Raw genomic sequence first — 21,817 nt, 5'->3', positions numbered from 1 at the left:
CCCTCAATGCCGGTGCGGGCAGTTCGGCTTGACGCAGTTGCCGTAGATGGCGAGCGCGTGTTCGGCGATCTTGAAGCCGCGTTCCAGGGCGATCTTCTGCTGGCGGTTTTCGATCTCTTCGTCGTAGAACTCTTCGACGTGGCCGCAGTCCAGGCAGACCAGGTGGTCGTGGTGCGAGCCGGCGTTCAGCTCGTAGATGGCCTTGCCGGTTTCAAAGTGATTGCGGTTCAGCAGTCCAGCCTGTTCGAACTGGGTCAGCACACGGTACACCGTCGCCAGGCCCACGTCCATATTCTCATTCAACAGGGTTTTGTAGACATCTTCCGCCGTCAAGTGCCGCACCGTACTGTTCTGAAAAATCTCCAGGATTTTCAGCCGCGGCAGTGTCGCTTTGAGGCCGCTGGCCTTCAAGTCGGTTGGGTTGTTGCTCATGTTTGTTACTCGTAGATGGGCGGAGTGCTTTATGATATAGCGTTTCCGTAGCCTCGCTCAATCGATTTAAGGTTAGATATGCGCGCCATGAATGCCGTTTTCCATCGTTCCCATACCCGGGCTGTGCTCGCGGCCGGCCTCGCCGTGACGGCGCTGGCGCTCTCCGGCTGCGCATCCTGGCGTAACCAGACCAAGCCGGCAGCGCCGGTGAGCACCGCCCCCGCCGCGGTCGCCGCCGACGCCGACAAGTCCGCGGCAATTGCGAATGCGGGCGCGCAGACGACCACCGTCACCAAGCTGCAGAAATTCCTGTGGGTATTCTCGCCGTATCGTCCGGACATCCAGCAGGGCAACTTCGTATCGCAGGAAATGCTGAGCCAGCTGAAAGTCGGCCAGACCCGCGACCAGGTCAAGTTCATCCTCGGCACCCCGCTGCTGACCGACGTTTTCCACGCCGACCGCTGGGACTATCCGTTCTACCTCGCGCGCGGCAACGGCGAGCTGACCACCAGCCGCGTCACCGTCTACTTCAAGGACAACCTGCTGGCCAAAATCGACGGCGGCAACCTGCCGACCGAACGCGAATACATCTCGCGCCTGATCGGCATCTCGAAGTACGAGACCAAGAGCGAGCAGGAATCGCTGGACGAACTGAAGCGCAAGCGCGAAGACGCGGCCAAGCGCGGCGGGGAGTGAGGAGCATGAGCCAATTGAACATCGCCGTCGCCGGCGCCAGCGGCCGCATGGGCCGCATGCTGATCGAGACCATCGCGGCAGCCGACGACGCAAGCCTGGCCGGCGCGCTCGACCGCGAAGGCAATCCCTTCATCGGCTCGGACGCCGGTGCTTTCTCGGGCCAGCTGACCGGCGTGACGATCCGCTCCGATCTGGCCCAGGGCCTGGCCGGCGCCCAGTACCTGATCGACTTCACCCGTCCGGAAGGCACCTTGCAGCACCTCGCCTACTGCGCCGAGCACGGCATCAAGGTGATCATCGGCACCACCGGTTTCGATGAGGCCGGCAAGGCCGCGATCCGCGCCGCCGCCGAGAAGACCGCGATCGTGTTCGCGCCGAACATGAGCATCGGCGTGAACGTCACGCTGAAGCTGCTGGAAATGGCGGCGAAGAACTTCTCGCAAGGCTACGATATCGAGATCATCGAAGCCCACCACCGCCACAAGGTCGATGCCCCGTCCGGCACCGCGCTGAAGATGGGCGAGGTCATCGCCGACGCCCTCGGCCGCGACCTGCAGCAGTGCGCCGTCTACGGCCGCGAAGGCGTGACCGGCGAGCGCGACCCGTCGACCATCGGCTTCGCCACCGTGCGCGGCGGCGACATCGTCGGCGACCACACCGTGCTGTTCGCCGGCATCGGCGAGCGCATCGAGATCAGCCACAAGTCGAGCAGCCGCGTCAGCTACGCCCAGGGCTCGTTGCGCGCCGCGCGCTTCCTGGCCGACAAGCAGACCGGCTTGTACGACATGCAGGATGTGCTGGGGCTGAAGAGCGCCTGAGCCCGCATCATCCGCACGCCCGCCGAACTGGACGGCTTTGCTGGCAATCTGCTGGCATACTGACCGGGACGGCGGGCGTTTTTTATCCCGCGAACGTATACATACCGTCATTCCCGCGGAGGCGGGAATCTAAGTTCGTGGCTATGCCGGCAAACTTGGGTTCCCGCCTCCGCGGGAACGACGATGAATCGGAGAATCCCTATGGCCACCGTCGAACTGAACGGCGCCGCAATCGTCGACACCGAAAGCTTCCACACCGAGAGCGCGCGCGCCTTCGGCTTCCCGGATTCGTATCCGCACACCATGGATTCCTGGGTCGACTGTCTGAGTTACCTGCGCGACGAGGACGGCATGAGCAGCATCCGCCTTGGGCCGGACGAGACCCTGCACATCGTCGTGCTGCACTCCGACGCCATGCGCGAGCGCGCCGAGGACGTGCTGGAGGAAATGGCGTTTTGCATCATCGGCATCAACGAGCGCTACGAGGACTATGGCGAAAAGCCTGCATTGGAGCTCGAATTGCGTTGATGCGCAGGGTGGGCACCCCGTGCCCACGCGTAAGGTTCGCGCCATGTTTGGTTGCCGCGTGGGCACGGAGTGCCCACCCTACCCGGAACGGCCAGTATAATGTTCTGCTCACCTCCCTTTAGTCCGCAGAACATCATGCAAGATAAATATAGTCCAGCCGAAGTCGAACAGGGCGCCCAGGCCTACTGGAAGTCGATCGACGCCTATAAAGCGGTCGAAAACGATCCGCGTTTCCCAAAAGGCAAGTATTACGCCTGCTCGATGCTGCCTTACCCGTCCGGTAAGCTGCACATGGGTCACGTGCGCAACTATACGATCAACGACGTGATGTACCGCTACCTGCGGATGAACGGCTACAACGTGCTGATGCCGATGGGCTGGGACGCGTTCGGCATGCCCGCCGAAAACGCGGCGATGGCCAACAACGTACCGCCGGCCGAGTGGACCTATTCGAACATCGCCCACATGCGTGGCCAGATGGAGTCGATGGGCCTGGCCATCGACTGGTCGCGCGAAATGACCGCCTGCAAGCCGGACTACTACAAGTGGAACCAGTGGATGTTCCTGAAGATGCTCGAGAAGGGCATCATCTACCAGAAGACCGGCACCGTGAACTGGGACCCGGTCGACCAGACCGTGCTGGCCAACGAGCAGGTCGTCGACGGCCGCGGCTGGCGTTCGGGCGCGCTGGTCGAAAAGCGCGAGATCCCGATGTACTACGTGCGCATCACCGACTACGCCGACGAGCTGCTGGACTACGTCGACAACAAGCTGCCGGGCTGGCCGGAGCGCGTGCGCATCATGCAGGCCAACTGGATCGGCAAGTCGACCGGCGTGCGCTTCGCCTTCCCGCACGTGATCATGGACGAGCAGGGTGAGCTGATCAACGAGGGCAAGCTGTACGTCTTCACCACTCGCGCCGACACCATCATGGGCGTGACCTTCTGCGCGGTCGCCGCCGAGCACCCGCTGGCGGCGCAGGCGGCCAAGGACAATCCGGAACTGCAGGCCTTCATCGCCGAGTGCAAGCAGGGTTCCGTGATCGAAGCCGACATGGCGACGATGGAAAAGAAGGGCATGCCGACCGGCCTCACCGTCATGCACCCGATCACCGGCGAACAGGTCCCGGTCTGGATCGGCAACTACGTGCTGATGACCTATGGCGACGGCGCCGTGATGGGTGTGCCGGCGCACGACGAGCGCGACTTCGCGTTCGCGAAAAAATACGAGCTGCCGATCAAGCAGGTCGTCGCGGTGGAGGGCGAGACCTTCTCGCTGGACGGCTGGCAGGAGTGGTACGGCGACAAGGAGAAGGGGGTCCTGATCGACTCCGGCAAGTACGACGGCCTGGATTACACGTCCGCCGTCAACGCGGTGGCCGGCGACCTGGCCGAGAAGGACCTGGGCGACAAGAAGGTGACCTTCCGCCTGCGCGACTGGGGCATCTCGCGCCAGCGCTACTGGGGCACGCCGATCCCGATGATCCATTGCGAGAAGTGCGGCACGGTGCCGGTCCCGGAGAAGGACCTGCCGGTCGTGCTGCCGGAAGACTGCGTCCCGGACGGCACCGGCAATCCGCTCAAGAAGCACGAAGCCTTCCTGAAGGTCGACTGCCCGTGCTGCGGCGCGCCGGCCCGCCGCGAGACCGACACCATGGACACCTTCATCGACTCGTCCTGGTACTACATGCGCTATACCTCGCCCGGTTCGAACGACGCGATGGTCGACCCGGCCCGCAACGATTACTGGATGCCGATGGACCAATACATCGGCGGCATCGAGCACGCCGTGCTGCACCTGCTGTACGCGCGCTTCTGGACCAAGGTGATGCGCGACTTCGGCCTGGTGAAGTTCGACGAGCCTTTCGTCAACCTGCTCACGCAGGGCATGGTGTTGAACGAGACCTATTATCGGGAAGAAGAATCCGGTAAGAAGACCTGGTTCAACCCGGCCGACGTCGACCTCGTGTTCGACGACCGCGGTCGTCCGCAGGCGGCGGCATCGAAGCTGGACGGCAAGCCGGTCGTGATCGGCGGCACCGAGAAGATGTCGAAGTCGAAGAACAACGGCATCGACCCGCAAGCCCAGATCGAGCAGTACGGCGCCGACACCGCGCGCCTGTTCACGATGTTCGCGGCGCCGCCGGAGCAGACCCTGGAGTGGTCGGAATCGGGCGTCGAAGGCGCGAGCCGCTTCCTGCGCCGCGTCTGGGCCTTCGCCTTTGCACAGCGTGAGTGTATCGCGGCCGCCCTCGGCGGCCAGCAGCAAGGAACCTCGGCCGCCACCCCGGTGGATGACGACCAGAAGGCCCTGCGCCGCGAAGTGCACAAGATCCTGCAGCAGGCCGACTACGACTTCAAGCGCATCCAGTACAACACCGTGGTATCGGCCTGCATGAAGATGCTGAATACCCTGGAGTCGGCCAAGCTGGCCGAAGGCGCGGCCAGCGATGCGGTCGTCGCCGAAGGCCTGTCGATCTTCCTGCGCATGCTGAACCCGGTGGCGCCACACATCACCCACGCGCTGTGGCAGGAACTCGGCTACGCCGGCGTGTACGGCGACATCCTGAACGTGCAGTGGCCGGAAGTCGACCCGGCCGCGCTGGAGCAGTCCGAGATCGAACTGATGATCCAGGTGAACGGCAAGCTGCGCGGCTCCGTCAAGGTGCCGAAGGAAGCCGACAAGGCCGCCATCGAAGCCGCCGCGCTGGCCTCGGAAGCGGCCCAGAAATTCGTCGAAGGCACGCCGAAGAAGGTCATCGTCGTCCCCGGTAAACTCATCAACATCGTGGTGTAATCGATGCGCGTCCCTATCAACAAGAAGGTGGTGCGCACTGCGCAGTTGGCAACTGCTGCGCTGCTGATCGCAAGCACGCTGACGGCCTGCGGCTTCCAGCTGCGCGGCTCGAACGGCAGCTACACGATGCCCTTCCACAGCCTGTACCTGACCTTCCCGGACACGTCTCCGCTCGGCACCGAGCTCAAGCGCAACCTGCGCGCGGGCAAGGTGGCCATCGCCGACAAGCCGGAAGCGGCGGAAGCGCAGTTCGTGGTGCTGAGCGAGAACCGCGGCAAGTCGATCCTGTCGCTGAACAGCCTGGGCCGGGTGCGCGAATACCTGCTGAGCTACACGCTGACCTTCGCGGTCCGCGACAGCAAGGGCGTCGAGCTGCTGCCGGCCACCGAGATCACGCTGCGCCGGAACATGGCCTTCGACGAGACCCAGGTGCTGGCCAAGGAATCCGAGGAAGCGCTGCTGTACCGCGACATGCAGGCCGACCTGGTGCAGCAGATCATGCGCCGCCTGGCCGCCCTGAAGCCTCCGGCAAAGTAAGGAAGAGAGACTATGCAGTTGCGGCCTGAGGCGCTCGACGGGCACCTCGCCAAGGGGCTGGCGCCCCTTTACGTGATCACCAGCGACGAACACCTGCTGGCGCTGGAGGCGGCGGACAAGATCCGCCGTGCCGCCCGCGCGCAAGGCTATTCCGAGCGCGACGTGCTCACGGTCGAGCGCAACTTCAAGTGGGGCGAGCTGCTGGCCGCCAACCAGGCCATGTCGCTGTTCGGCGACAAGAAGCTGATCGAGCTGCGCATCCCCGGCGGCAAGCCCGGCAAGGACGGCAGCGCGGCACTCCAACACTACGCGAAAGACCTGAATCCGGACAACCTGACCCTGATCACCCTGCCGAAGCTCGACTGGCAGACGGCGAAGGCGGCCTGGGTGGGCAGCCTGCAGCAGGCGGCGGTCTACGTCGAGATCCCGAGCGTGGAACGTCCCGCATTGCCGGCCTGGATCGGCATGCGCCTGTCCGGCCAGCAGCAGAGTGCCGACCGCCAGAGCCTGGACTTCATCGCGGACCGCGTGGAGGGCAATCTGCTGGCCGCGCATCAGGAAATCCTGAAGCTGGGACTGCTGTACGAGCCGGGCAAGCTGAGTTTCGAGCAGGTCCAGGATGCCGTGCTGAACGTGGCGCGCTACGACGTGTTCAAGCTGTCCGAAGCAATGCTGGCCGGCGATCCGGCGCGCCTGGTGCGCATGCTGGAAGGCCTGAAGGGCGAGGGCGAGGCGCTACCGCTGGTCTTGTGGGCGGTCTCCGAGGAAATCCGCACGCTGCTAAAATTGAAATCGGGGATGGCGCAGGGGCGGCCGCTGGGCGCGCTCCTCAAGGAATACCGGATCTGGGGACCGCGCGAGCGCATGATGGAACCGGCGCTGCGCCGGGTCTCGCTGCCGACCCTGGAAGCGGCCATGCAGGAGGCGGCCCAGGTCGACCGCATGGTCAAGGGCCTGCGTGCGAAGCAGTTCGCGGGCGATGCATGGGATGCGATGCTGCAGCTTGCGCTGCGGGTCGCTTCATAACGTATGTGTGGGCACCACCTGCCCACGTTGAACGGAAAAAGCGTCATGGACATCAACGAATACATGCAGCAAATCGGCCGCCAGGCGCGCACGGCTTCGCGCGCGATGGCGCGCGCCGACAGCGCCACCCGCAACCGCGCGCTGCTCCTGATTGCCGACGCCATCGAGCGCGACAGCGCCCAACTGGTCGAAGCGAACGCGCGCGACCTCGACGCCGCGCGCAATGCCGGCCTGGCGCCGGCCCTGCTGGACCGCCTGGCCTTATCGGATAAAGCGATCGCCACCATGGTCGACGGCCTGCGCCAGATCGTCGCGCTGCCGGACCCGATCGGCGAAATCTCCAACATGAAGTTCCGCCCGAGCGGCATCCAGGTCGGGCAGATGCGCGTGCCGCTGGGCGTGATCGGCATCATCTACGAGGCGCGCCCGAACGTGACGGTCGATGCGGCCGGCCTGTGCATCAAGAGCGGCAACGCCGCCATCCTGCGCGGCGGCTCGGAAGCCATCCACTGCAACCGCGCGCTGGCCGCGCTGGTCGCTGAAGGCCTGCGCGGCGCCGGCTTGCCGGAACATGGCGTGCAGGTGGTCGAGACCACCGACCGCGCCGCCGTCGGCGCCCTGATCACGATGCCGGAGTTCGTCGACGTGATCGTGCCGCGCGGCGGCAAGGGTCTGATCGCGCGCCTGATGCAGGAAGCGACGGTCCCGATGATCAAGCACCTGGACGGCATCTGCCACGTGTACATCGACGCCAAGGCCGACATCGCGAAGGCGCTGCCGATCGCCATGAACGCGAAGACCCACCGCTACGGCACCTGCAACACCATGGAAACCCTGCTGGTGGCGCGCGCCATCGCCCCGAGCGTGCTGCCGCAGCTGGCGGAGCTGTACGCAACGAAGGAAGTCGAGCTGCGCGCCGACCCGGAAGCGCTGGCCATCCTGCGGGGCTATCCGCACCTGACGGCGGCGACCGAAGAGGATTGGAGCACCGAATACCTGGCGCCGATCCTGGCGGTGAAGATCGTGGCCGGCATCGACGAGGCCATCGGGCACATCAACACGTACTCGTCGAAGCACACCGACGCCATCGTCACCGAAGACTACACGGATGCGCTGCGCTTCCTGCGCGAAGTCGATTCGGCCTCGGTGATGGTGAACGCCTCGACGCGCTTCGCCGACGGCTTCGAATACGGTCTGGGCGCCGAGATCGGCATCTCGAACGACAAGCTGCATGCACGCGGGCCGGTCGGACTGGAAGGCTTGACCTCGCTGAAGTATGTGGTGTTTGGGCACGGCGAGATACGTAACTGATCGGGGTCAGAGCCCGGTTCACCCGGGTGGGCTCTGACCCCGACTGGCTATAGGTTTGGTGGCTGATAACAATAAGGAAAAGAATGTACCTCTGGATCAAGGCCTTCCACATCGTCTTCATCGCCTCCTGGTTCGCCGGCCTGTTTTATTTGCCGCGCATCTTCGTGAACCTGGCGCAGGAAACCAATCCGGCAGCCCTTGAGCGCCTGCTGGGCATGGGGCGCAGGCTGTACCGCTTCACCACGATGCTGATGGTGCCGGCGTTGCTGCTGGGCCTGTGGTTATGGCTGGGCTTCGGCATCCGCGGCGGCTGGCTGCATGCGAAACTGGCGCTGGTCATTCTCGCGATCGGCTACCATCATGCGTGCGGATCGCTGCTGAAGAAGTTCGAGCGCGGCGCGAACACGCGTACCCACAAGTGGTTCCGCGTGTTCAACGAAGTGCCCGTCCTCCTGCTGATTGCGATCGTGATCCTGGTCGTCGTTAAACCTTTTTAAATACTCGGGGTCAGAGCCCGGTTCACCCGGGTGGGCTCTGACCCCGACTAATTAATTACCTCGGGGTCAGATCCCGGTTCATTCGGGTGGGCTCTGACCCCGACTGACTACGGGGGGCAGGCCCGGTTCACCCGGGTGGGCTCTGACCCCGACTGACTCTGACCCGACTGACTACAGACGATTTAAGATGAGCAAAACCATCCAGTATTTCTTTGCGCCGCAGTCGCCCTTTGTCTACCTCGGGCACGAACGCCTGCTCAAGCTGGGCGCCCAGTACGGCGCGATGATCGAGCCCAAGCCTTTCGACATCGGCGCGGTGTTCGCCGAAACCGGCGGCCTGCCGCTGGCCAAGCGCGCGCCGCAGCGCCAGGCCTACCGCCTGCAGGAACTGGAGCGCTGGTCCCGGCATCTGGGCCTGCCGATGAACCTGCAGCCGAAGTTCTTCCCGGTCGACCAGACGCCGGCATCGCTGCTGCTGGTCGCCGCCCGCGAGGAGAAGGGTGCCGACCAGGCCCTGGAACTGGCCAGCGCCATCGTGCGCGCGGTGTGGGCCGAGGACAGGAATATCGCGGACCCGGCCACGCTCGAAGAACTGGCCGGCGACGCCGGCTACGACGGCGCAGCCCTGCTGGCGGCATCGCGGTCGCCGGAAACGCAGCAGAAATACGAAGGATTCACGCAGGAAGCGCGGGACGCCGGCGTGTTCGGCGCGCCCTGGTACGTCGTCGACGGCCAGGGCTTCTGGGGCCAGGACCGGCTCGATTTCGTCGAGCGGCTGCTCCAGGCCTAGTTCTACCGTCGTTCCCGCCTGCGCGGGAACGACGGATGTTGGCGGCCGGGCTGATTCCGGCCGTTTTGTTTTTCTATTTAACGGACAAAGGGTACACCTACATGGCCTCATACTTTTGCCCATGCCCGCGCGGCATGGAAGCGGCGCTTGCCGAAGAACTCGCCGAGATCGCGCAGACCACCGGCAGCGCCACGCTGAAGGTGCACAACCAGGTGCCGGGCGGCGTGCACTGCTCGGGCAGCATGCAGGATGCCTACCGCATCAACCTGCACTCGCGCATCGCTTCGCGCGTGCTGATGCGCATGGCGAACAAGACCTACAACAACGAGAACGACATCTACGACCTGGTGCTCGAGCAGCCCTGGGAAGACTGGTTCGACGTCGACCACACGATCCGGGTCGACATCACGGCCGTCAAATCGCCGCTGAAGAGCCTGGAGTTCACCACGCTGAAGATCAAGGACGCCGTCTGCGACCGCTTCCGCGACCAGTTCGGCAAGCGCCCCTCGGTCAACACGCGCGAGCCGGACATGCGCATCCTCGGCTTCCTCGACCAGCGCAACTTCACGATCTACCTCGATACCTCCGGCGAGGCGCTGTTCAAGCGCGGCTGGCGCGAAGAGACCGGCGATGCGCCGCTGCGCGAGAACCTGGCCGCCGGCCTGCTGCGCGTGGCCGGCTGGAAGCCCGGCGTGCCGCTGTTCGACCCGATGTGCGGCTCGGGCACGATCCTGATCGAGGCGGCCCAGATGGTGCAGGGCATCCCGCCCGGCGCGCGGCGCCGCTTCGCTTTCGAAAAATTCCGCAACTTCGAGCGCGCGGCCTGGCAGGACATGAAAACGGCGATCAAGCCGAACCCGCTGCCGGACACTCCCACGATCTTCGGTTCCGACATCTCGGGCGACATGGTCGCGATGACGCGCCATAACCTGCGCGTTGCCGGCGTCCTGTTCGAGGTGCCGCTCAAGCAGATCGAAGCGCAGCAGGTGCAGCCGCCCACCAGCCAGCCGGGCATCCTGCTGACGAATCCTCCGTACGGCGAGCGCATCGGCGTGCGCGGCGATTCCACCATCCCGCAGGACGAGATGGCGGTCGGCTTCTACCAGGCCCTGTCCGGCACCCTGAAGCAGCGCTTCGCCGGCTGGACCGTCTACCTGTTCACCGCCGACCTCTCGCTGCCCAAGATGCTGCGTCTGAAGGAATCGCGCAAGACCCCGTTCTTCAACGGCGCGCTCGAATGCCGCCTGTTCCGCTTCGACATGGTCGCCGGCTTCAACCGCAGAGATGCGGCAAAGCCGGCCGAAGCGAAGCCCCAACCCGAGTAAACAATGCTGCCTGAACCCGAACCGGACAACCTGCCCAAAGACCCCGTCATTCCGGTCCCGCTGCCGACGCCGCACAAGATCACGATGCTGTCGGCCGGCGGCCTGGCCTCGCTGCTGGCCGCGCTGGCGATGCTGGGACCGTTCTCCGTCGACGCCTACCTGCCGGCCTTCCCGCGCATCCAGGCGACCCTGCATGCGACTCCGCTGGAGGTGCAGCAGACCCTGACGGCCTACATGCTGGCCTTCGCCGTCATGTCGCTGTGGCATGGCGCGATGTCGGATGCCTTCGGGCGCCGCAACGTGGTATTGGTCGGGCTGATCGTGTTCGCGGTCGGCACCCTCGGCTGCGCGTCGGCGCATTCGGTGCACTACCTGTGGGTGTTCCGCATCATGCAGGGCATCTCGGCCGGGGCCGGGGTGGTGGTGGGGCGGGCGATCATCCGCGACCTGTACTCGGACGCGCCGGCCGCGCGCCTGCTGTCGATGGTGACGATGATCTTCTCGATCGCGCCGGCGGTGGCGCCGGTGCTGGGCGGCTGGGTCGTGACCCTGCTGGACTGGCGCGCGATCTTCCTCGGCCTGCTGGTGTTCAGCCTCGGGCTGTGGTGGGTCTGCTGGCAGCACCTGCCGGAGACCATGCCGAAGGAACGGCGCCAGCCCTTCAACCCGCGCTTCCTGGCGCGCAGCTACTGGGACATCTTCAGTTCGGTGCTGTTCCAGATGAAGTCGGCGGTGGTCGCCTTCAATTTCGGCGGCATGTTCCTGTTCATCGCCGGCGCGCCGGTGCTGCTGCCGGTGCACCTGCACCTGGGGCCGTCGGACTTCGCCTGGCTGTTCGTGCCGGCGGTGGCCGGTATCTTCCTGGGCGCGCTGGCCGCCAACCGCCTGGCCGGCAGGATGCATTACGGGCGCCAGATCGGGATCGGCTACATCCTGATGCTGTCGGCGGTGAGTGGCAGCGTCCTGTACCACTCCTTCCTGCCGCCGGCCCTGCCGTGGACGGTGCTGCCGATGTTCTTCTATAACTTCGGCAGCTCGATCATCAACCCCAGCGCGACCTTGCTGACGCTCGACCTGTTCCCGCACATCCGCGGCACGGTGGCGTCCTGCCAGTCCTTCGTCACCACGCTGATGGGCGCCATCGTGGCCGGCATCATCGCCCCGGCGCTGACCCATTCGGTGCTGGCGATGGCGCTGGGCCAGGCCGGTTTTGCGCTGGCCTCACTGGCGTGCTGGATGGTGTCGCGCCATTACCGGCGCAGGCAAGCGTTGGCGTAAATCAAGAAGATTTCGGTCGCGTAGGAAGGCGACGTGAGGCGCGTCAAGACGCGCGGCCGAGGTGTGACTCTAAAACGCATCACTTTTTCCTGAAAGTGTTGTTCCCTTTCAGAAATGTATATATGCTAAGATAAGTTTTTCACGTTCGGAACAAGGGCCTGAACCCCGTCTTGTTCCGGGGACCACAATAAGAATTGTCGTGGCAGCTTAGCCGGGAAAAGCCGCCACAATCATCCAGAACAGCAGTGGCGGCCGTGCTTGAAACCAACTACCTACCAGACCAGGATATCCGCAATCGCTTGCTGATCGCGCGGCTGCCTGCCATGCCGCAGATTCTCATCAAGCTGCTGGCGCATTTGCAGGCGGACGACCTCGGCATGCCGGAGCTGGCCGCGCTGGTGGCCAAGGATGCGGGCATGACGGGCAAAATCCTGAGCGTCGCCAACACCTCGGCCTATCACCGCGGCGGGCGCCAGCCCAACCTCGAGCAGGCCATGGTGACGCTCGGCACCGACATGATCAAGACCCTGGTGATCAGCGATTCGGTGTTCCAGACCTTTAACAGTTTCCCGAATTCCGGCGCGACCGACCTGCGCGCGTTCTGGAAGAACTCGCTCACCGCCGCCGTGCTGGCGCGCGACCTGGCGCGTCACCTGAATTATTCGCAGCCCGAGGAAGCCTACCTGGCCGGCCTGCTGCACAACGTCGGCCGCCTGGCCTTGCTCGCCGCCGCGCCCAAGGAATACGGTTTCAACTTCACCGCACGCGACGACGAAGACCTGTGCGCGGTCGAGCAGCGGACACTCCAGATCACCCACGCCGAAGCCGGCGCCTGGCTGATCGAACGCTGGCAGCTCGACTCCTTCCTGGCCGACTCCGTGCTCTACCACCACGAGCCGGGCGAGCGCCTGGAGGGAACCCATCCCCTGATCCGCATCGTGCGCGCCGCCCACCTGCTGTCCGGCCATGCCGACGACCCGAACCTGGTGGTCGAGGCGGCCGGGCTGTGCGATATCGAACCCGAAGCGGCCGACCAGCTGCTGGCCCAGGCCGCGCGCCAGGTCGAGCGTGCCGCGGCCCACCTCGGGATCGACCTTGCCGGCGCCGACGACATCCCGGCCCCGCCGGCTTTCGCGCCGGCGGCGCCCGTCGATCCGGTGCAGCAGCGCCTGAGCGAAGAGATGCGCAACCTGGTGCTGGTATCCGAGATCGGCCAGTCCTTCGCCCGCCAGCAGGGCGAATCCGGCTTGCTGGAATCGATGACGCGCTCGGCGCGCGTGCTGTTCGACTTCGAGAACGCCGCCGTGCTGCTGGAGAATCCGACCGGCCACGCGCTGGTGGGCGCGCCCACCGCCAGCCAGCAGCGCATTGCCGAATTCTCGATCTCGCTGGCCAAGGGCGGTGCCGTGGCCAAGGCCGCGCTGGAACGCCGCCTGGCATTCGTGCGCCGCGACGGCGCCCCGCTCGGCCTGTCCGAGGAACAGCTGCTGCGCATGCTGGGCACCGAATCGCTGGTCTGCGTGCCGCTGGTGAGCGGCGCGCGCTGCCTGGGCGTGCTGGTCGGCGGCATCGCCAGCTGGCAGGTGCCGTCCTGCCAGAAGCGCGAACGCTTCATGCAGTCGTTCGGGGCCCAGGCCGCCAGCGCGCTGGAGAACGCGATGTCCGAGCGCGGCCATGCGCGCCGCCAGCTGGCCCACGTGGCCGAGGAGTACCGCGAGGCGTCGCGCCGCGTGGTGCACGAGGTGAACAACCCGCTGTCGATCATCAAGAACTACCTGTCGGTCCTCGACGGAAAACTGGAACGCCAGGAACCGGTGGCCGGCGAGCTGTCGATCCTGCACGAGGAGATCGACCGCGTCGGCCAGCTGGTCAACAGCCTGACCGAAGTCCGTCCCGACGTGCAGCCGAGCCGCGAGAGCCCCGGCGCAAACGTGGCGAAGGTGGTCGAGGACGTGCTGCGCCTGTTCCGCGCCACCGACTTCGTGCCGTCGAACGTCGAGATCGTGGTCAGCATGTCCGACGAAGCCGGCCGCATCGAGGGCGACCCGGACATCCTCAAGCAGATCCTGGTCAACCTGGTCAAGAACGCGATCGAGGCGCTGGCGGCCACCGGCGGACGCATCGAGATCGCCAACCGCGGACACGTCAACCGCGAGCGCAGGCTGTACCTGGAGCTGGTCGTCTCCGACACCGGTCCGGGCCTGTCGCGCGAGGTGCTGGCCAACCTGTTCTCCGCCGTGAAGAGCACGAAGGAAGGGCCGCACCATGGGCTCGGCCTGTCGATCGTGCACAGCCTGGTCAAGAAGCTGAACGGGCACATCGCCTGCCGCAGCGGCACGACCGGCACCAGTTTCGAAATCCTGCTGCCGGCGCATGCCGGCGCCAGCGCCCCGGCCGGATTGCCGGTGCGCGCGCTCGGATCCGTATAAGGTAACAATGAATCCCATCTCCGCCAGCGCCCCGCCGTCCACTCCCCACCATGCGCTTGTGCCGCACGCCGCATTCCCGGCCGGGCTGGAGCAGCCGCGCCTGCTGCTGGTCGACGACGAGCCTCGCCTGCTGTCCTCGCTGTACGAGCTGCTGCAGGGCCGCGGCTACCAGCTGGTCACCGCCGCCACCGGCAGCGAAGCCCTGGCCCACCTGTCGAAACTGCGCTTCGACCTGGTCCTGCTCGACCTGCGCCTGCCCGACATCGGCGGCCACGAGATCATGGACTTCATCAACGAGAAGGGCGTCGGCGCCGACGTCATCGTGATGAGCGGCGAGGTCGGGATCGACGCCGCGATCGGCGCCCTCAAGCGCGGCGCCTACGACTACCTGCGCAAGCCCTACAGCCGCGAGGAGCTGCTCAAGACCGTGGGCAATGCGCTCAAGGCGCGCCGCCTCGAAGAAGCCAACCGCCGCATCGCGAACCAGCTGGAAAACTCGGAGAAGATGTACCGCTACCTGGTGGACTCCTCGCCGGACATCATCTATACCCTGAACCACGAGGGCCGCTTCACCTTCGTCAACGACCGCGCCTACCAGCTGCTCGGCTACAAGCGCGAGGAGCTGATCGGCCAGCACTACTCGGTGCTGGTGCACGAAGAGGACCTGGAGCGCGCGCGCTATTCCTTCAACGAGCGCCGCGTCGACGAGCGCGCCTCGCGCAACGTCGAGCTGCGCCTGAAGTGCCACGCCGGTTCGAACCTGGAACGCACCTTCAACAATACCCTGATGACGATCTCGCTGAACGCGATCGGCATGCACGTGCCCGACCAGGAGGTGAAGAAGCTGGAGTTCTTCGGCACCTATGGCGTGGCGCGCGACATCACCGACCGCAAGCGCGCCGAGGAAGTCATCTCCTACCAGGCCTACCACGACATCCTGACCGACCTGCCGAACCGCATCCTGTTCAAGGACCGGCTCGGCTTGGCGGTGATTCAGGCCAAGCGCAAGCAGACCGAGCTCGCGGTGATGTTCATCGACCTCGACCGCTTCAAGCTGGTCAACGATACCCTCGGCCACGTGAAGGGCGACGAGCTGCTGCAGCAGGTGTCCGTGCGCCTGAAGGACTGCCTGCGCAAGGGCGACACCCTGGCGCGCCAGGGCGGCGACGAGTTCACCATCGTGCTGCCCGAGCTGCGCGACCGCGACGACGCCAGCATGGTCGCCGACAAGTTCCTGGAATGCCTGCAGCTGCCGTTCGACCTGGACGGCCACCAGGTCCACATCTCGGCCTCGATCGGCATCGCGATCTATCCGGGCCACGGCGAGTCGATCGACGAGCTGCTGCGCCACGCCGACATCGCCATGTACCAGGTCAAGGGCCAGGGCAAGAACGGCCATGCCTTCTACGATGCTTCGATGCAGGACATCTCGCACCAGAAGATCGCGCTCGGCCAGAGCCTGCGGCGCGCGCTCGAAAACGACGAGCTGGAGATGTACTACCAGCCGCAGATCGACGCCGCCAGCGGCCGTATCGTCGGCGCCGAGGCGCTGATGCGCTGGAACCATCCGACCCGCGGCATCGTCACGCCGGGCGAGTTCCTGCCGTTCGCCGAGGAGAACGGCTTGATGATCCCGATCTCGGACTGGATGATCGGCGCCCTGTGCCGCGACATGCTGCATTGGAAGAACATCTGCGCCAACCAGGTGCGGCTGTCGCTGAACCTGTCGCCGCAATACCTGGACCGCGGCGACTTCTTCGAGAAGATGCGCGGCGCCCTGGTGCGCTACGGGATCGCGCCGAGTCAGATCGAAGTCGAGATCACCGAGAACATCTGCATCCGCAATCCGCAGCATGCGATCGAACAGTTGAACAACCTGGGCCAGCTCGGGGTCTCGGTCGCCATCGACGACTTCGGCACCGGCTATTCGTCGCTGGCCTACCTGCACCGCTTCCCGGTCCACACGATCAAGATCGACCAGTCCTTCGTCAAGGAGATCCACGACGAGTACGGCCACTATCCGGTGGTGCTGGCGATCATCTCGATCGCGCGCGGGCTGGGCCTGAACCTGATCGCGGAAGGCGTCGAGACCGAGCCGCAGGCGCGCTACCTGCGCGCCAACGGCTGCATGACGATGCAGGGCTACCTCTACCACCGGCCGATGCCGCTGGGCCGCTTCACGGACGTGCTGCGCACGCAGGGCCTGGCGGCCGGCGCCGGCACCGTGCTCGCGTTCCAGGCCTGAGGACGGTCGCGCCATGCCGGATACCGTTGCGCACCACACGGCCGAATTCCTGCGCGTAAAGGCGCTGGCCGAGCGCGGCGTCGCCAGCGCCCAGCACAGCCTGGGCTTCATGTACGTGAACGGCCAGGGCGTGCCGAAGAACTACGAGCTGGCGGTGGCCTGGTACCGGATGGCGGCCAGCGCCGGCCTCGAACAGGCCCAGTACAACCTCGGCGTGATGTACCAGAAGGGCCAGGGCGTGCCGCAGGACCTGGCGCAGGCCGTGCACTGGTACACCCAGGCGGCCGAGCAGGGGTATGCGGCGGCCCAGTACAACCTGGGCTGGCTGTACGCCAGGGGCCAGGGCATCCCGGCCGACGTGCTGCAAGCCCAGCACTGGTTCAGCAAGGCGGCCGAGCAGGGCGACCCGGGCGCCCAGCACAACCTCGGCATGATGTACGAGGGCGGCAAGGGCGTGGCCCAGGACATCGGGCGCGCCATCGAATGGTACCGCCGCGCCGCCGAACAGAATTACGCGCGCTCCCAGTTCAACCTGGCCCTGCGCTACGAGAGCGGGCAGGGCATCGCGCGCGACGTCCAGGAGGCCGTCCACTGGTTCCGCAAGGCGGCCGAGCAGGGCTATGCGCCGGCCCAGTTCAACCTCGGCCTGCGCTACGACAAGGGACAAGACCTGCCGCAGGACAGCGAAAAGGCGATCCTGTGGTACGGCCGCGCCGGCGAGCAGGGCCACGCCAGCTCGCAATTCAACCTGGGCCTCATCTACGACAGCGGCCACGGCGTCGACCGCGACCCGGACCTGGCGCTGCACTGGTTCCGCAAGGCGGCCGAGCAGGGCCATGCCGGAGCCCAGGACAACCTCGGCCTGCGTTACGAGCACGGCCAGGGCGTCGGCCAGGATCATGCGATCGCGGCGCAGTGGTACCGCAAGGCCGCCGAGCAGGGCTTCGCCGGCGCCCAGTACCACCTCGGCCAGCTCTGCGACGCCGGGAACGGCGTGCCGCAGGACCCACAGCAGGCGATCGACTGGTACCGCAAGGCCGCGGAGCAGGGCCACCTGCGCGCCCAGTTCGACCTCGCGCTGCGCCTGGAAGACGAGGCGATGGTCTGGTACCGCAAGGCCGCCGACCAGGAATACGCACCGGCCCAGTACATGCTGGGCCAGCTGCTGGACCGCGACGATTCCGGCACGGTCGATCCGCGCCAGGCCTACGAGTGGTACCACAAGGCCGCCGACCAGGGCCACGCCCTCGCCCAGTTCGCGCTCGGCCTGCGCTACGACAGCGGCCACGGCGTCGAACGCGACTACGAAGCCGCCCATTTCTGGTACCTGTGCGCGGCCCGCCAGGGCCATGCGCGCGCCCAGTTCAACCTCGGGGTCATGTACGCCAGCGGCCAGGGCGTGCACAAGGACCTGATCGAGGCCTACGCCTGGCTGCACCGGGCCGGCGCCGCCGGCGTCATCCCCGCCACCAGCTACATCCAGCGCATCGCCGCACGCATGGAGCCGGCCCTGCTGGCGCAGGCGAACGGCTATGCCGGCATCGCTTGACCATCACCACGCCGCAAGCCGGGCTGGGGTAAAGTGACGGTGCCGGGCAGACCGTGAGGTGCCTGCCCGGCGTGGATTCAATGCGTGCGGCCCGCCGCGCCGCGCGGCAGTTCGATGCCGGACAGTTTCCAGCGCCACAGGCCCTCGCGCCTGAAGATGAAGCTGCCGCCATCCTCGCTCTTGGCCGCCACCGCGATCCGGTTCCAGCCACGGTAGGCAATCGCATAGTCGACCTTGCGGCCGCGCTCACCGCTATCTCCCGCCGCGCCATTCTCCGGCAGCTTTGCCTTGCCGCTTTCCAGCATGGCGATGACGCCGGCTGGCGACACCATCGCATCGACCAGCGGATTCAGGAAGGCCATCGCCAATGCCTGGCCCATCACGGCAAAGGGATTGGCGGCGGCCTCGGTGTTCTTCGCTTCATTGCCCATCACGGCCATGAGCTGGCCCTTGACGCTTTCGCGCAGGGAGGGGAAGTCGACCTGTTCCGCGACGGCATCCGCATCGTGGTGCTGGATGGCGGAGTGGAGGCGGTGCAACTCCCAATAAGGACTGGCATACAGGGAAGCGGCAAACAGGCCGGTAACAATGGCAGCGGTGACGATGATACGAGAACGATTCATGATGCACGTCGTATGGATGAGAAACAGACATGATAACGGCCCGGCGTCACCAGGGCGGCAAATAAGTCTTTGCCTCGGTGCGTCCGCGCACGCAAACCGACTTTGGAATGCGCTATACTGTTCATCCATACAGTATTTACTGCGCAATGGAACTCAAAGACAAGCTCGAGATCCTGGCCGATGCCGCCAAATACGACGCCTCCTGCGCCAGCAGCGGGGCGCCCAGGCGTGACTCGGCCGACAAGGATGGCCTGGGTGCCACCAACGGCATGGGCATCTGCCACAGCTACACGCCGGACGGGCGCTGCGTGTCGCTGCTGAAGATCCTGCTGACCAACTTCTGCATCTACGATTGCCAGTATTGCGTGAACCGCCGCACGTCGAACGTGCCGCGGGCCCGCTTCGCGGTCGGCGAAGTGGTCAAGCTGACCCAGGATTTTTATCTCCGCAATTACATCGACGGGCTGTTCCTCAGCTCGGGCATCATCCAGTCCAGCGACTACACGATGGAGCAGCTGGTCGAGGTCGCGCGGCGCCTGAGGGAGGAACATCAGTTCCGCGGCTACATCCACCTGAAGACCATTCCCGACGCCGACCCGCGCCTGATCGAACTGGCCGGCAAGTACGCCGACCGGCTGTCGGTGAACATCGAGCTGCCGACCCAGGACAGCGTGAGCCGCCTGGCGCCGGAAAAGAACGTCCACACGATCAAGCTGGCGATGGGGTCGATCCGCACCAGGCTCGACGAGAAGGACGGGCACCCGAAGGCTCCGGCCTTCGCGCCGGCCGGGCAGAGCACCCAGATGATCGTCGGCGCCGACGCCAGCGACGACCGGACCATCCTCAACACGGCCCAGACCCTGTACGGCAGCTATAAACTCAAGCGGGTGTACTACTCGGCCTTCAGCCCGATTCCGCAGAGCCCGTCCAGCGTGCCGTCCGCGCCGCCTCCCTTGCAACGCGAGCACCGCCTGTACCAGGCCGACTTTCTCTTGCGCGGCTACGGCTTCACGGCCGCCGAGCTGATGCCGGAGGCCGGCAACCTGGCGCTCGACATCGACCCCAAGCTGGCCTGGGCGCTGTCCAACCGCGATCACTTCCCGCTCGACCTGAACCGCGCCGACGAAGGCATGATCGCGCGCGTGCCCGGCATCGGGCTGCGCTCGGCCAGGCGCCTGATCGACCTGCGCCGGCTGCGCCGCATCCGCTGGGAAGACCTGTCCCGCCTGCGCTGCAGCCTCAAGAAGCTGGCGCCCTTCGTGCTCACCGCCGACTACAAGCCGGCGCAAGGCGCCGCTTCCTCCGAGCTGCTGCGGCGAACCATGGCCGACGCCCCGCAGCAAATGAACTTGTGGCCGGAACTCCAGGCCGCATGAGCACCAAAGGATCAGCAAGCGAGCAGCTCCGCGCCGGCCAGCCGCTGCTGGTCGAGACCTTCGCCGAATGGCGCGAGGCGGCGCGCGAGCTGCTGGTCCACGACGTGCCGCCGGAAGCGGTCAGCTGGAGTACGCCGTACGCGGGCGGCGACCTGTTCTCGGGTGCGCCGCCTATGGCCGAGCCAACGCATAATTCCTCGAACCCGCCGCAACCAGCGCCGGATGCGCCACGCCATCCGCCGCCGCATGTTCCCCGGTCCCTGATGGACATGCTGCAAAGCGCCGCCTGCTGCCGCGTGCCGGACCGCTGGGCCTTCCTGTACCGCGTGATCTGGCGCTGGCAGCGGGGCGAGCACGAGGTGCAGTCACCGGCCGACGAGGATGGCGCGCGCCTGCATGCGATGGTAAAGGCGGTGCACCGCGAGGAGCACGACATGCATGCCTACATCCGATTCCGCGAACGTCCGCCCGAGGCCGGGCCGCCGCGCTTCGTCGCCTGGTACGAGCCGCAGCACGACGTGCTGCCCCAGGTCGCCGAGCATTTCATTTCCCGCATGGGCAAGGTCAGCTGGATGATCGCCACCCCCGAGGCCAGCGTGCTGTGGGATGGCCATACCCTGCACAACACCGGCCCGCTGGTGAAGAACTCCGAGGATCTCGAAGATACTGGCGAAGCCCTGTGGCTGACCTATTACCGCAGCGTGTTCAACCCTGCGCGCCTGAACCAGTCGGTGATGCAGCAGCACATTCCTTCGCACCGCTGGAAAAATTTACCAGAAGGCAAAATCGTGCCGCAGATGATCTCCGAAGCGGCGCGTGGCGCACGCAAGACCGGCCAGTACGAGGCCGTTGGCCAGCGCAAGGGCACGACCATCCCGATCGCCCCCGAGGACGCCCAGCCGGAACGCCAGCAGCCGTCCAAGCTCGACGAGTGCCGGCGCTGCGAGCTGTGGCAGTTCGCCACCCAGGCGGTCGGCGGGGAAGGGCCCAAGAAGGCGAAGATCATGTTCGTCGGCGAGCAGCCGGGCGACCAGGAAGACCTGACCGGCCAGCCTTTTGTAGGGCCCGCCGGCAAGCTGCTCGACCGCGTGTGCGAGGCGGCCGGCGTCGACCGCGAGACGATCTACGTGACCAACGCCGTCAAGCATTTCAAATGGGAGCCGCGCGGCAAGCGCCGCCTGCATAAAACCCCGGCGCAGAAGGAAATCGAAGCCTGCCACTACTGGCTCGAGAAGGAGCTGGCGCACGTGAAGCCGACCGTGATCGTGGCGCTCGGCGCGACCGCGCTGAAATCGGTGATGCGCACCGCGAACGTGACGCTGAAGAACTCGCTGGGCAAGCCGGTCTTCCACGAAGGCCACTGGATCGTCACCACCTACCATCCCTCGTACGTGCTGCGGGTGCCGGGCGAGGATGCCAAGCACGAGGCCTTCCAGGTGATGGTGGACAGCCTGAAGCTGGCCCATGACCTGTTGAACCGGCAGCCGGAGGAGCCGCCGGCCTGACCCTTGGGCATACACAGCTTGTAACATCCTGTTGCGACCCTATCGCCACCGATGCC

At 65.8% G+C, this 21,817-nt stretch carries 18 protein-coding genes; 16 read left to right on the top strand and 2 right to left on the bottom strand.

The window, feature by feature from the left end:
• Positions 1–3 precede the first annotated feature (3 nt).
• The gene (gene fur / locus ACI48D_RS13365) at positions 4–432 is read right to left on the bottom strand and encodes a ferric iron uptake transcriptional regulator (RefSeq protein WP_435571715.1); all 429 of its coding nucleotides are present in this window, start codon (positions 430–432) and stop codon (positions 4–6) included.
• 78 nt (positions 433–510) lie between these two features.
• Here fur and ACI48D_RS13360 point away from each other — a divergent pair, with 78 nt between their 5' ends.
• The 14 genes from ACI48D_RS13360 (at position 511) to ACI48D_RS13295 (ending at position 18,257) form a co-directional block, all read left to right on the top strand.
• On the top strand, positions 511–1,128 hold the full coding sequence (locus ACI48D_RS13360; RefSeq protein WP_435571714.1) for an outer membrane protein assembly factor BamE: 618 nt from the start codon (positions 511–513) through the stop codon (positions 1,126–1,128).
• Between the two features lie 5 nt (positions 1,129–1,133).
• Entirely contained in the window at positions 1,134–1,946 is an 813-nt protein-coding gene (gene dapB, locus ACI48D_RS13355) for a 4-hydroxy-tetrahydrodipicolinate reductase (RefSeq protein WP_435571713.1), read from the top strand.
• A gap of 201 nt (positions 1,947–2,147) precedes the next feature.
• Positions 2,148–2,474, top strand: a complete 327-nt coding sequence (locus ACI48D_RS13350) for a barstar family protein (protein ID WP_435571712.1) — start codon at positions 2,148–2,150, stop codon at positions 2,472–2,474.
• A 135-nt stretch (positions 2,475–2,609) separates the two neighbouring features.
• Complete coding sequence (leuS, locus tag ACI48D_RS13345; RefSeq protein ID WP_435571711.1) at positions 2,610–5,270, top strand: leucine--tRNA ligase; 2,661 nt, start codon at positions 2,610–2,612, stop codon at positions 5,268–5,270.
• A gap of 3 nt (positions 5,271–5,273) precedes the next feature.
• Positions 5,274–5,807 (top strand): LPS assembly lipoprotein LptE, encoded by a 534-nt coding sequence (lptE, locus tag ACI48D_RS13340; protein ID WP_435571710.1) that lies wholly within the window; start codon positions 5,274–5,276, stop codon positions 5,805–5,807.
• Between the two features lie 12 nt (positions 5,808–5,819).
• Positions 5,820–6,833 (top strand): DNA polymerase III subunit delta, encoded by a 1,014-nt coding sequence (gene holA, locus ACI48D_RS13335; protein ID WP_435571709.1) that lies wholly within the window; start codon positions 5,820–5,822, stop codon positions 6,831–6,833.
• Positions 6,834–6,878: 45 nt separating this feature from the next.
• Entirely contained in the window at positions 6,879–8,144 is a 1,266-nt protein-coding gene (locus ACI48D_RS13330; RefSeq protein WP_435571708.1) for a glutamate-5-semialdehyde dehydrogenase, read from the top strand.
• 83 nt (positions 8,145–8,227) lie between these two features.
• Positions 8,228–8,641, top strand: coding sequence for a CopD family protein (locus ACI48D_RS13325; RefSeq protein WP_435571707.1), 414 nt, complete (start codon positions 8,228–8,230; stop codon positions 8,639–8,641).
• 187 nt (positions 8,642–8,828) lie between these two features.
• Positions 8,829–9,431, top strand: coding sequence for a 2-hydroxychromene-2-carboxylate isomerase (locus ACI48D_RS13320; RefSeq protein WP_435571706.1), 603 nt, complete (start codon positions 8,829–8,831; stop codon positions 9,429–9,431).
• A 101-nt stretch (positions 9,432–9,532) separates the two neighbouring features.
• A complete protein-coding gene (locus ACI48D_RS13315) occupies positions 9,533–10,756 on the top strand; it encodes a THUMP domain-containing class I SAM-dependent RNA methyltransferase (RefSeq protein WP_435571705.1) in 1,224 nt (407 codons plus the stop codon).
• A 3-nt stretch (positions 10,757–10,759) separates the two neighbouring features.
• Positions 10,760–12,034, top strand: a complete 1,275-nt coding sequence (locus ACI48D_RS13310; RefSeq protein ID WP_435571704.1) for a multidrug effflux MFS transporter — start codon at positions 10,760–10,762, stop codon at positions 12,032–12,034.
• 323 nt (positions 12,035–12,357) lie between these two features.
• Positions 12,358–14,463 carry an HDOD domain-containing protein gene (locus tag ACI48D_RS13305; protein WP_435571703.1) on the top strand — a complete coding sequence of 702 codons (2,106 nt, stop codon included), beginning with the start codon at positions 12,358–12,360 and terminating at the stop codon, positions 14,461–14,463.
• Positions 14,464–14,470: 7 nt separating this feature from the next.
• Positions 14,471–16,708 carry a putative bifunctional diguanylate cyclase/phosphodiesterase gene (locus ACI48D_RS13300; RefSeq protein WP_435571702.1) on the top strand — a complete coding sequence of 746 codons (2,238 nt, stop codon included), beginning with the start codon at positions 14,471–14,473 and terminating at the stop codon, positions 16,706–16,708.
• 13 nt (positions 16,709–16,721) lie between these two features.
• The gene (locus tag ACI48D_RS13295) at positions 16,722–18,257 is read left to right on the top strand and encodes an SEL1-like repeat protein (protein ID WP_435571701.1); all 1,536 of its coding nucleotides are present in this window, start codon (positions 16,722–16,724) and stop codon (positions 18,255–18,257) included.
• A gap of 77 nt (positions 18,258–18,334) precedes the next feature.
• On the opposite strand, the gene ACI48D_RS13290 is transcribed toward ACI48D_RS13295, so the two are convergent.
• Positions 18,335–18,880: a DUF2939 domain-containing protein gene (locus ACI48D_RS13290; protein ID WP_435571700.1), complete on the bottom strand. Its 546-nt coding sequence runs from the start codon at positions 18,878–18,880 to the stop codon at positions 18,335–18,337.
• A 146-nt stretch (positions 18,881–19,026) separates the two neighbouring features.
• Here ACI48D_RS13290 and ACI48D_RS13285 point away from each other — a divergent pair, with 146 nt between their 5' ends.
• Positions 19,027–20,256: a putative DNA modification/repair radical SAM protein gene (locus ACI48D_RS13285; protein WP_435571699.1), complete on the top strand. Its 1,230-nt coding sequence runs from the start codon at positions 19,027–19,029 to the stop codon at positions 20,254–20,256.
• Positions 20,253–21,761 (top strand): UdgX family uracil-DNA binding protein, encoded by a 1,509-nt coding sequence (locus tag ACI48D_RS13280; RefSeq protein ID WP_435571698.1) that lies wholly within the window; start codon positions 20,253–20,255, stop codon positions 21,759–21,761. The genes ACI48D_RS13285 and ACI48D_RS13280 overlap by 4 nt, the downstream gene beginning before the upstream one ends.
• Positions 21,762–21,817 lie beyond the last annotated feature (56 nt).

The sequence above is a fragment of the Massilia sp. LXY-6 genome (assembly GCF_051233485.1).
Classification (GTDB): domain Bacteria; phylum Pseudomonadota; class Gammaproteobacteria; order Burkholderiales; family Burkholderiaceae_D; genus Telluria.
The sequence above is the reverse complement of the archived record's forward strand: the minus strand, read 5'-3'. Positions and strand labels throughout refer to the sequence as shown.